Source organism: Arthrobacter sp. 10T413_2, from assembly GCF_056394205.1.
Map to the genome: position 1 here is coordinate 1 of NZ_JBFTHK010000153.1, position 10,535 is coordinate 10,535.

Here is a 10,535-nt window from a genome sequence, read left to right on the forward strand (position 1 = left end):
GTCCCCGTCCACCTGTACATCACGTCTCCGGACGGCACCACCACGGGCACAGCGTATGTGGCCAACCGGTACAGGGCCGACGTCAACTCGGTCTTCCAGGTCTCCGGCAACCACGGCTACCGGATTGTCATCCCGGTCACCAAACGCGGCGTGTACACCGTCTGCTCCTGGGGGCTGGGCGTGGCAGGGATGTCCTCGGGCAACACCCAGTACGGCTGCCTCAAGGCCACCTTCTAGCCCCTGTTCGGCGGTGTCAGCCCCTCGCGGTAGCGTAGGGCTGTGTCTGAAACTCCCGTGCCTGAAACTCCCGTGCCTKAAACTCCCGTGCCTGTAACTTCCGTGTCCGAAACCCAGCCCGCGGAGGCCGGCCTGACCGTCGCCGGGCTCTCGGAGTCCCAGTTGCTGGAGCGCATCTTCCCGCGACTCATCATCCCGGTGCACGTAGGCAGGCCGGCGGCCACGTCCTTGCTGCTCGGGCCCGGGGACGACGCCGCCATTGTCGCGGCCCCGGACGGCCGGACGGTGCTGAGCATCGACACCCAGGTGGCGGACCAGGACTTCCGGCTGCAATGGAACAACGGCTACCGGACCAGCGGGTACGACGTCGGCTGGAAGGCCGCCGCGCAAAACCTCAGCGACATCAACGCCATGGGCGCCCGGTCCACGTCCCTTGTGGTGAGCCTGACCATGCCGCCGGAAACCCCGGTGTCCTGGGTGGAGGATTTCGCGGACGGCCTCACCGCCGGCATCCGGGAGCTGGGCGCTCGCGGATGTACGGTGGCCGGCGGGGACCTGGGCCGCGGCCGCGAACTGGCCGTCAGCGTGGCGATCGTGGGTACCCTCGACGGCAAGGAGCCGGTCCTGCGCTCCGGGGCCCGGCCGGGGGACACGGTGGCCCTGGCCGGAACAGTGGGCCGCGCCGCCGCCGGCCTGGCGCTGCTGGAATCGGAGATCAGCGTCGCGGAGCTGACGGCCGCACAGCGGGCCCTCATGGACACCCAGTGCCGGCCGCTGCCGCCGCTCGCCGCGGGCCCTGCGGCCCGTGACGCCGGCGCGTCGGCCATGATGGACATTTCGGACGGCCTGGTCCGCGACGGCAACCGCATGGCCGCGGCCAGCCATGCCGTGCTGAACCTGGACGCCGCCGCCCTGAAGGAACTCGCTGTTCCGCTGCTGCCGGCGTCGGAGCTGCTGGGGGCAGACCCGATGCCCTGGGTCCTGGGCGGCGGCGAAGACCACGGGCTGTTGGCCACATTCCCCGCGGGGGTTCAGCTCCCTGCCGGTTTCACTGCGATAGGCTCGGTAGAGACCCCTGCACCAACTGAAAGCACGGGAGTAAAGATCGCGGGCAGGCCCGCTGACGCTGTGGGATGGGATCACTTTGCAGACTAAAATTGCCGCCAACGCGCAAGCGATGAAGCGGTGGTTGAGCAAGGCGGAGACAACGCTCGGAAACCACAGCGACCGCCTGAACGCCATCAACATCTTTCCCGTGGCCGACGGCGACACCGGCACCAACCTCTACCTGACCGCCCGGGCTGCAGCCCGTGCCGCCGCCCAGGCGGCGCACGGTGCGGACGCCGCCGCCCAGGCAGGGCACGGTACAGACGCCGCCGGCGCAGACCCCTCGCCGCAAACGTCCCACCACAGTTCCCAGTACGCCGTTGCCGCCCCGGACCCCGCCCAGCACGACGTCGGCGCCGTCCTGGCGCAGGCCGGCCAGGCGGCCATGGAACAGGCCCGCGGGAACTCGGGAACACTGTTTGCCGTGTTCCTCTGCGCCGCCGCCGAACCGCTGGCCGGACACACCCGGATCAGCTCGCCGCTGCTGGCCGCGGCCCTGAACCGGGCCCAGCTCCGGGCCTGGTCCGCGCTGAGTGATCCCGTGCCCGGCACCATGCTCTCCGTGATGGAAGCCGCCGCCCGCGCCGTGGCCGCCGTGGACTCCGCGCACGACGGCGATGACAGCAACCAGACCCTCGGCCTGGCCCTGGACGCCGCCGTCGAGGCAGCCCTGGCCGCCGTGGTGCACACGGAKGACCAGCTCGCTGCCCTGCACGCCGCCCATGTGGTGGACGCCGGCGGCGTGGGCATGCTCCTGATCCTGGACTGCCTCCGCTCCGCCGTGCTGGGCGAGGAGCTCCAGAGCGAACTGCTGGACGGCCTGCACGGCTACGACGTCCAGGATCCGCACATCCACGTCGGCATGCCCCGCGACGACGGCGTCGAACTCATGTGCACCATCTCCCTGTCACCGCTGGACGCCGCCATGATGCGGCAGCGGCTCGACGAAATGGGCGACTCCGTGATCATGAGCCAGGTGGGCGGCGCCGTGGATACTGCCGGGCACTACCGCTGGCGCGTCCACGTCCACGTCCTGGATGCCGAACCTGCCGTTGCGCTGATCCGTTCCCTGGGCGAGCCCACGGACATCTCCGTGAGCGAGCTCGCCCTGCCGCGCGACCCGKAGACGGAGGCCGCCGTCACCGCTGCCGCCGTGGCCCCGGTCCTGGCCGCTGAAACCCGAAACCCCGACGGATATGCACGCTGAACTTGAACTGGGCCTGGAACGCCGGATCGGCAAGCGCTCCGCGGCCGTCATTGAAAAACACCTCGGCATCACCACCGTCGGCGGGCTCCTGAACTACTTCCCGCGCCGCTATCTCAGCCGCGGCGAGCTCACACCCATCAGCGAGGTCCCGCTGGATGAGGAAGTGACCCTGATCGCCCGAGTGATCTCCAACAGCACCCGGGCCATGCGCGCMCGGCGCGGTTCACTCACCGACGTCGTGATTTCCGACGACGCCGGGACCGCCGGTTCCGGACGGGCCGGCGGCGGGCTGCCGGGCACGCTCAAGGTCAGCTTCTTCAACGGGTTCCGGGCCAAGGCCGAACTCCAGCCGGGCCGGCGCGCCATGTTTTCCGGCAAAGTCACGCGCTACGGCGGGTCCCTGGGCCTGACCAACCCCGATTTCCTGCTGCTCGACGAGGACCCCGACACCCCGGGCCTGGACCCGGAGAAGCTCGCGGCCATGCCGATCCCGGTGTACCCGGCCACGGCGAAACTCACCAGCTGGTCCATCCAGAAGGTCATCTCGACCCTGCTGGACACCCTGGAGCTCGAGGCCCTCGGCGACCCGCTGCCCGCGGATATCGCGGCGCGGGAGAAGTTCCTGCCGGTCGCGGACGCCTACCGGCTGATCCACGCCCCGCAAACCCCGGCCGACTGGCAGCGCGCCCKGGACCGCTTCCGCTACCAGGAAGCCCTGGTGCTCCAGTCGGCCCTGGCCCGCCGCCGGGCCCAGCTGGCCGCCGAGGAAGCGACGGCCCGGCGCCCGGCACCAAACGGGCTGCTGCCGGCCTTCKACCGCCAACTGCCGTTCACGCTGACCGCCGGGCAGGCCGCCGTCGGCAAGACGCTCTMCGAGGAGCTCGCGCAGGACTCGCCGATGAACCGGCTGCTCCAGGGCGAAGTKGGTTCCGGCAAGACCATCGTGGCCCTGCGCGCCATGCTGCAGGTGGTGGACGCCGGGGGACAGGCGGCCCTGCTGGCCCCCACCGAAGTCCTGGCCGCCCAGCACTACGAATCCATCCGGYGCACGCTCGGACCGCTCTCCCGGGACGGGATGCTCGGCGGGTTCGGTCCGGACGCCGTCCAGGTCACGCTCCTCACCGGCTCCATGCCCACCGCGGCGCGGAAKCAGGCCATGCTGGACGCGGCCTCCGGGACGGCGGGAATCGTGATCGGCACCCACGCCCTGMTCAGCGAGACCGTGTCCTTCTACGACCTCGGGCTGATCGTGGTGGACGAACAGCACCGTTTCGGCGTCGAACAGCGCGACGCCCTCCGGGCCAAGGCGAGCAAACCCCCGCACCTGTTGGTCATGACCGCCACCCCGATTCCCCGGACCGTGGCCATGACCGTATTCGGGGACCTCGAAACCTCCGTCTTGGACGAACTCCCCGCGGGCCGCGCGCCGATCTCCACCCACGTGGTGGGGCTAGCCGAGCATCCGGCCTGGGCCGGCCGCATCTGGTCCCGTTCGCGGGAGGAGATCGACGCCGGCCACCAGGTCTACGTGGTGTGCCCCAAGATCGGCGAGGACGACGACGGCGACTTCACCCCGGGCGAGGMCGAACCGTCCGCCGCGGACCTGGAAGGCGAGAACGGCGCGCGGGAGCTCGCCTCCGTCACCGGCGTCGTMGAACACCTCCGGGACGAGCCGGCCCTGGCCGGGGTGCCGGTCGCGCCCCTGCACGGCCGGCAGGACCCCGCCCTGAAGTCCGAGACCATGGCCTCCTTCACGKCCAACCAGACCAAGCTGCTGGTCTCCACCACCGTGATCGAGGTCGGCGTGGACGTGCACAACGCAACGCTCATGGTGATCCTGGACGCGGACCGTTTTGGCATCTCCCAGCTCCACCAGTTGCGCGGCCGGGTGGGCCGCGGCGGCCTGCCGGGGACCTGCCTGCTGGTMACCACCCTGGAGCCGGGCCATCCGAGCCGCCGCCGGCTGGACGCCGTGGCGGCCACCACGGACGGTTTCGAACTCTCCCAGGAGGACCTCAAACTGCGCCGGGAGGGCGATATCCTGGGCGCCTCGCAGTCCGGCGGGCGCTCCACACTGAAACTGCTGCGCGTGCTCGAACACGAGGACGTGATTGCCCGGGCCCGGCAGGATGCCCAGCGGATCGTGGCCGCCGATCCCACGCTGGCGGGCCGGCCCTTGCTCGCCGTGGCCATCGACGAATACCTGAACCCCGAGAAGGAGGCGTTCCTTGAACGCGGCTAGCACCACGCGCCAGGCAAACAGGTCCACGGGGGATCGCGCATGAGCCGCATCATCGCCGGTGCGGCCGGCGGCAGCCCCCTGACCAGCGTCCCCGGGAACATGACGCGTCCCACGACGGACCGCGTCAAGGAAGCGCTGTTTTCCCGGCTGGACGCCTTCAACGTCATTGCCGGTGCCCGGGTGCTGGATCTCTACGCGGGCTCCGGCTCACTGGGCGCGGAAAGCGGCAGCCGAGGCGCCKACTCTGTGGACCTGGTCGAATTCGACGCCAAGGCCAGCGCCGTCTGCCAGAAGAACGCGGACCTGGTCAACACCGTGGCACGCCGCAAGGTGGTCTTCGTGCACCGGTCCAAGGTCGAATCGTTCCTGGAACGAACCGCCGACGCCGTGCTCTGGGACCTGGTGTTCCTGGACCCGCCCTACCCGCTGGACGAGCCGGCCCTCGCCGCCGTGCTGGCCAAGCTGGTGCCGCACCTGGGCGAGGGGGCCGTCGTGGTGGTGGAACGCTCCTCCCGGAGTCCCGAGCCGGCGTGGCCGGAGGGCATGGAACGCTTCGCCGAGAAGAAGTATGGGGAAACCCGGCTGTGGTTCGCCGAGCCCGGCGTCTCGGCCGCGGATTAACCGGACAGCACGTCCAGTTCGACGCCGGCCAGCACCTTGGCMGGATGCGGACCGCGCGCCGTGAGCGCCGCCGTCCAGACTTCCGGCCACGGGCCCTGCGTCCCGGTCAGGATGATGTTGCCGGGGTAGCGGCCGGTGAACATCCCGGCCTCCGCGAACGCCGCGACGTCCGCCATGGCCCGGCGCAGGGCCGCGACCTGGCTGCGGACCAGGGTCAGGCCGGGTTCGTCGCCCACGTTGACAATCAGCACCCCGCGCGGCGTCAGCCGAGCCGCCGCCTCCTGGTAAAACTCGGTGCACGCGATATGTTCCGGTGCTTCCGGCCCGGAGAAGATGTCCAGGATCACGACGTCGAAGCGCAGCTCCGCCGGAAGCCCGGCGAGGGCGTCGCGGGCATCGCCAATCACCGTGTGCAGCTGCGTTCCCTCCGGCAGGGGCAGCTGCGCCAGCACGAAGTCCAGCAGCTCCCGCTCCAGTTCCACGGCGTACTGGACCGAGCCTGGCCTGGTGGCCTGGATGTAGCGGGCCAGGGTCAGGGCGCCCGCACCCAGGTGCAACGCCGTGATCGGCTCACCCCACGGAGCGGCGAGGTCCACCACGTGCCCGATCCTGCGCAGGTATTCGTAGAAGATGTCCCCGGGATCGGCCAGGTTGACGTGGGACTGCTCCGCGCCGCCGATGCTCAGCACGAAGCCGCCGTCGGTAAAAGGATCCGGTTCGATCTCGGCGTGCTGTCCCGTGGTCCGCAGGAACCGTGAGGCGCCGGGCTGCTGCTCGGCCATCCTTACAGCCTGTCGCGCAAGGTCGCCAGCCGCTCGGCCGCTTCCTCCAACACATGCAGCTGCTTGCAGAACGCGAAGCGCAGCAGGCTGCGGGTGCGCTCGGMGCCGTCGGCGTGGCAAAAAACCGGCACCGGGATCGCGGCGACACCCACGAGGGCCGGGAGCCTGCGGGCCAGCTCTACGGAATCKGTGATGCCCAGCGGAGAGGTGTCCACGTTTACGAAGTACGTCCCCTGCGGCGTCAGGACGTCGAGGCCGGCCGCGCGCAGTMCCTCGCTGAGGATGTCGCGCTTGTACCGGAGGGTGTCCGCGAWGCCGGTGTAGAACTCGTCCGGYAGTCCCAGCCCCACCGCGATCGCCGCCTGGAACGGAGTGCCGGAGCTGTAGCTCAGGAACTGCTTGACGGTCCGTGCGGCCGCCACCAGATGCGCCGGCCCGGAGATCCAGCMGATCTTCCAGCCGGTAAAGGAGAAAGTCTTGCCGKMGGAGGAAATGGTCAGCGTGCGTTCGGCCGCCCCCGGCAGCGTGGCGATCGGGATGTGACGGGCGCCGAAGGTGAGGTGCTCGTAGACCTCGTCGGTGATGATGACGGCGTCGTGCTTCTCGGCGAGTTCCACGACGCGCTGAAGCACCTCGCGGGGGAACACGGCACCGGTGGGGTTGTGCGGGTTGTTGACAAGCACCACCTTGGTGCGCGCACTGAAGGCAGACTCCAGCGCGGCCGGGTCCGGCATGAAAGCCGGGGCCAGGAGCGGGGCCGTGACATGGGTGGCGCCGGAGAGCCCGATGATGGCGCCGTAGGAGTCATAGAACGGTTCGAACGTCAGCACCTCATCGCCGGGGCCCACCAGGGCGAGCAGCGAGGCGGCGATGGCCTCCGTGGCGCCGGTGGTGACGATGATCTCCGTCTCGGGGTCCGGAGCGAGCCCGTAGAAACGCTGCTGGTGGACGGCGATCGCCTCCCGCAGCGGCAGGATGCCCTTGCCGGGCGCGTACTGGTTGGCGCCGGCGGCGATCGCGGCCTGGGCGGCCTCCTTGATCTCCACGGGGCCGTCCTCGTCCGGGAAGCCCTGGCCGAGGTTGATGGCACCCGTGCTGAGGGCCAGCGTGGTCATTTCCTCGAAGATCGTCACGCCCAGCGAACCGTCCGCGGAGAGCAGGTTGGMGCCCGTCGCGGCGCGCTGCCACGGAAGAGGGAGCGGCGCGCTCATCGGGGGCCTGCCTTCGTGTCGGGGACGGCGCGGCCGGTGAACTTGTCCATGGTGGAGTAGATCCCGAAGACCTTCCCGCCCACGAAGTCCCAGGCCCGCACCGGCAGGATGCCCTTGAGCACCTTGCCCAGTTTGGCCATGCCGGGGGCGATCAGCTGCGGCTGCCCGGCGACGGCGGCCCGCCAGGCCCGGTCCACGGCGTCCTCCGGTGTCATGAGCGGCGTCAGCAGGGGACCGCGGGCTCCCTCGAACATGCCGGTGGAGATGTAGCTGGGGCAAAACGTGGTGACGGCCAGGTGGCGGTAACCCTGCTGCTCCAGCTCGAGCCGGAGCGAGTCGCTCCAGCCGATGACGGCCCATTTGGACGCGGCATAGACGCTCATCCGCGGATTGGACACTGTGCCGGCGGCGGAGGCGACGTTGAGGATCCGGCGGGGCCGGCCGGCGTCGGCCATCATGTCCGGCAGGAATTCGAGGGTGACATACATGGGTGCCAGGGCGTTGATGTCCATGGTCAGGGCGATGTCACGGTCCGGGGTGTGGTCCCAGAAGTACGCGCCGCGGACGATCCCGGCGTTGTTGACCAGAAGCGCCAGCGGCCCTTCGGCCCGGGCTTCCCGGGCGGCCCCGGCGATCGCGGCGGGGTCCGCCAGATTCACTGTCCGTGGGACGGCGCGGGCGCCCAGGGCGGTGACTTCGGCGGCCGTGCTGGCCAGGGCGTCGGCGTCGATGTCCCAAAGGATCACCACCGCGGCGCCTTCCCGGGCGGCGCGGAGGGCGTACAGCCGGCCCATGCCCATGGCGGCGCCGGTGACCAGGGCCACGCCGCCGTCCATGGTGAACGGCTGCGCGGCCGCAGGCTGCATGGCAAAAGGCAGGGCGAAGCGGTTCTTCGAAGCTGACATTCAGCCATGCTATCCCGGCCCGCGGCGCGAATACGGTAGGTTCGGACCATGAGACGCGCCGTATGCCCTGGCTCCTTTGATCCCATTCACAATGGCCACCTGGAAGTCATTGCCCGTGCCGCGGGCCTCTTCGATGAGGTGATCGTGGCCGTGTCCACGAATTTCGCCAAGAAGTACCGCTTCAGCCTGGAAGAGCGGATCGACATGGCCCGGGAAACCTTCGCATCGTTGCGCGGCATCGTGGTGGAACCCGTGGGGGAGGGGCTCCTGGCCGAGTACTGCCGGCAGCGCGGCGTCTCCGCKATCGTCAAGGGCCTGCGCTCGTCCTCGGACTTCGACTACGAACTGCCGATGGCCACGATGAACCGGCAGTTGACCGGCGTCKAGACGGTGTTCCTGCCGGCGGAGAGCCACTACCTGCACTTGTCCTCCACCCTGATCAAAGAGGTCTTCACCCTGGGMGGGGATGTCTCGGACTTTGTGCCCCGGTCCGTGCTGAAGCGGCTGGCTCCGGGGGAACCGGTCCAGAACCGTGCCCGCAAAGTGTAAGCTTGACCGGTACTCGGCGGCCTGCTGCCGGTTGCGCGGCCCGGCCCGGGGCCGGTTTGCGGCATCATGCTGCTGACCTGCAGCCCGGTTTGAGTCCGTCCGGAAGTTCAGGCTAAGATGGTACGTCGGTCATATGTTCAACAGGAGTTCTCATTAAACGAGATGCTAGTTCGCCCCTGGCGTTCGACGTCAAGGACCTCGGACGCAGTCCGGGAAGCATGCGGACGCTGAAGGAACATGTACCCGCGCCAAGTGATCTTGGTGTGGCACTCATTGGCGTGCAGGAAGGCTCGGATGTCGAGCTGGATCTGCGGCTCGAGGCCGTACACGAAGGAATTCTGGTATCAGGAACCGCGCTCGTTGAAGTAACTGGCGAATGCGGACGATGCCTGGATCCCCTTGCGTATGACCAAGAGGTCGATGTGCAAGAACTTTTCTTCTATGAGGACGCTGTGTTSTCGGACGAAGAAGACGAAGAAGAGCAACGTCGAGTCGAGCACGATCTAATCGATCTTGAGCCGGTGTTGCGGGACGCAGTTGTCACCATACTGCCGTTCCAGCCGGTGTGCCGGGAAGACTGCCAGGGCCTTTGCTCCGAATGCGGAGTTCGCCTGGAAGACGAGCCGGGGCATCACCACGAGGTCGTAGATCCTCGCTGGGCCGCCCTGGCTGACTTGGCTAAGCCTGACCGGCAAAACTGATTTGTAAGTGTTGGACTAGAGAGAAATGAGTTAGCCGTGGCTGTCCCGAAGCGGAAAATGTCTCGCTCGAATACCCGCGCCCGCCGCTCCCAGTGGAAGGCAACTGCCCCCCACCTGGTGAAGACCGTAGAGAACGGCCAGGTTGTTTACAGCCTGCCGCACCAGGCAAAGGTCGTTACCGACTCGGCTGGCACCGCGCTGTTCCTTGAGTACAAGGGCCGCAAGGTCGCAGACGTCTAATMCGCCAACAGGCTGAAAAAGATGTCTTCAACTGAAGAGCTTCTGAAGCGTCTCGGTGTCACTATTGACGCCGGGACGCTTCGTCTTGCGCTCACACACCGTTCCTATGCCTACGAAAACGGCGGCATCCCCACCAACGAACGGCTCGAATTCCTCGGCGACTCCATCCTGGGGTTCTCCGTCACTGACGCGCTGTACCGTGACAACCCCACGCTGCCCGAAGGCGACCTGGCCAAGCGCCGTTCCGCCGTCGTCAGCACKCGGGCGCTGGCTGGCATTGGCCGCAGCATCGGACTGGGCGAGTACATCTACCTCGGACAGGGCGAGAAGCTCACCGAGGGCAAGAACAAKGCCTCGATCCTGGCGGACACCATGSAGGCACTGATCGGCGCCACCTACCTCTCCAACGACATCGAGACGGCCAGGCAGCTGGTCATGCGGCTGATCGGCCCGCTGCTGAAGGACGCCGCGGCCCTTGGCGCCGGAACCGACTGGAAGACGAGCATCCAGGAGCTGGCGGCCAGCCGGCAGCTCGGGACCATCAACTATGCGGTTGACGGCTCCGGACCGGACCACGCCAGGACGTTCGAGGCCGTGCTGAGGATCGGCGGCACGGACTACGGCACCGGGACCGGGAACTCCAAGAAGGAAGCCGAGCAGGAAGCTGCGGCCGACGCTTGGCGCCGGCTGACCACCCCTGCTGCCGACACCCAGGCTTCCGACACCCAAACCG

10 protein-coding genes and 2 pseudogenes are annotated in these 10,535 nt (G+C 68.6%); 9 read left to right on the forward strand and 3 right to left on the reverse strand.

Annotation, left to right across the window (positions count from 1 at the left end; genetic code table 11):
- The 5 genes and pseudogenes from AC1DBQ_RS18310 to rsmD all read left to right on the forward strand — a co-directional run.
- Positions 1-237 (forward strand): annotated as a pseudogene (locus tag AC1DBQ_RS18310) (lysozyme); the annotation flags it as partial.
- 102 nt (positions 238-339) lie between these two features.
- On the forward strand, positions 340-1,392 hold the full coding sequence (thiL, locus tag AC1DBQ_RS18315) for a thiamine-phosphate kinase (protein ID WP_476929867.1): 1,053 nt from the start codon (positions 340-342) through the stop codon (positions 1,390-1,392).
- A 22-nt stretch (positions 1,393-1,414) separates the two neighbouring features.
- Positions 1,415-2,551, forward strand: coding sequence for a DAK2 domain-containing protein (locus tag AC1DBQ_RS18320; protein WP_476929868.1), 1,137 nt, complete (start codon positions 1,415-1,417; stop codon positions 2,549-2,551).
- A complete protein-coding gene (locus AC1DBQ_RS18325; RefSeq protein ID WP_476929869.1) occupies positions 2,541-4,793 on the forward strand; it encodes an ATP-dependent DNA helicase RecG in 2,253 nt (750 codons plus the stop codon). Before AC1DBQ_RS18320 ends, AC1DBQ_RS18325 begins: the two co-directional genes overlap by 11 nt.
- Before the next feature lie 30 nt (positions 4,794-4,823).
- A pseudogene (rsmD, locus tag AC1DBQ_RS18330) lies at positions 4,824-5,414 on the forward strand (16S rRNA (guanine(966)-N(2))-methyltransferase RsmD); the annotation flags it as partial.
- On the opposite strand, the gene AC1DBQ_RS18335 reads toward rsmD, so the two are convergent.
- The 3 genes from AC1DBQ_RS18335 to AC1DBQ_RS18345 are packed head-to-tail and all read right to left on the reverse strand — an operon-like array spanning position 5,411 to position 8,312.
- Complete coding sequence (locus tag AC1DBQ_RS18335; RefSeq protein ID WP_476929870.1) at positions 5,411-6,196, reverse strand: spermidine synthase; 786 nt, start codon at positions 6,194-6,196, stop codon at positions 5,411-5,413. The pseudogene rsmD and the gene AC1DBQ_RS18335 overlap by 4 nt on opposite strands.
- A 2-nt stretch (positions 6,197-6,198) precedes the next feature.
- Positions 6,199-7,407 (reverse strand): aminotransferase class I/II-fold pyridoxal phosphate-dependent enzyme, encoded by a 1,209-nt coding sequence (locus tag AC1DBQ_RS18340; protein ID WP_476929871.1) that lies wholly within the window; start codon positions 7,405-7,407, stop codon positions 6,199-6,201.
- A complete protein-coding gene (locus AC1DBQ_RS18345; RefSeq protein ID WP_476929872.1) occupies positions 7,404-8,312 on the reverse strand; it encodes an SDR family NAD(P)-dependent oxidoreductase in 909 nt (302 codons plus the stop codon). Before AC1DBQ_RS18345 ends, AC1DBQ_RS18340 begins: the two co-directional genes overlap by 4 nt.
- A gap of 48 nt (positions 8,313-8,360) precedes the next feature.
- On the opposite strand from AC1DBQ_RS18345, the gene coaD reads away from it, so the two are divergent.
- From coaD to rnc, 4 genes are all read left to right on the forward strand, one after another.
- The gene (gene coaD, locus AC1DBQ_RS18350) at positions 8,361-8,861 is read left to right on the forward strand and encodes a pantetheine-phosphate adenylyltransferase (protein WP_476929873.1); all 501 of its coding nucleotides are present in this window, start codon (positions 8,361-8,363) and stop codon (positions 8,859-8,861) included.
- A 176-nt stretch (positions 8,862-9,037) separates the two neighbouring features.
- Entirely contained in the window at positions 9,038-9,562 is a 525-nt protein-coding gene (locus AC1DBQ_RS18355; RefSeq protein WP_476929875.1) for a YceD family protein, read from the forward strand.
- 36 nt (positions 9,563-9,598) lie between these two features.
- Positions 9,599-9,802 (forward strand): 50S ribosomal protein L32, encoded by a 204-nt coding sequence (rpmF, locus tag AC1DBQ_RS18360; RefSeq protein ID WP_056738282.1) that lies wholly within the window; start codon positions 9,599-9,601, stop codon positions 9,800-9,802.
- Positions 9,803-9,823: 21 nt separating this feature from the next.
- The coding region (gene rnc / locus AC1DBQ_RS18365; RefSeq protein WP_476929874.1) for a ribonuclease III at positions 9,824-10,535 on the forward strand (712 nt) is incomplete at its 3' end.

Coding starts and splice junctions, on each gene's coding strand:
- AC1DBQ_RS18345 (WP_476929872.1), bottom strand. CDS start 8,312: ATGTCAGCTTCGAAGAACCGCTTCGCCCTGCCTTTTGCCATGCAGCCT.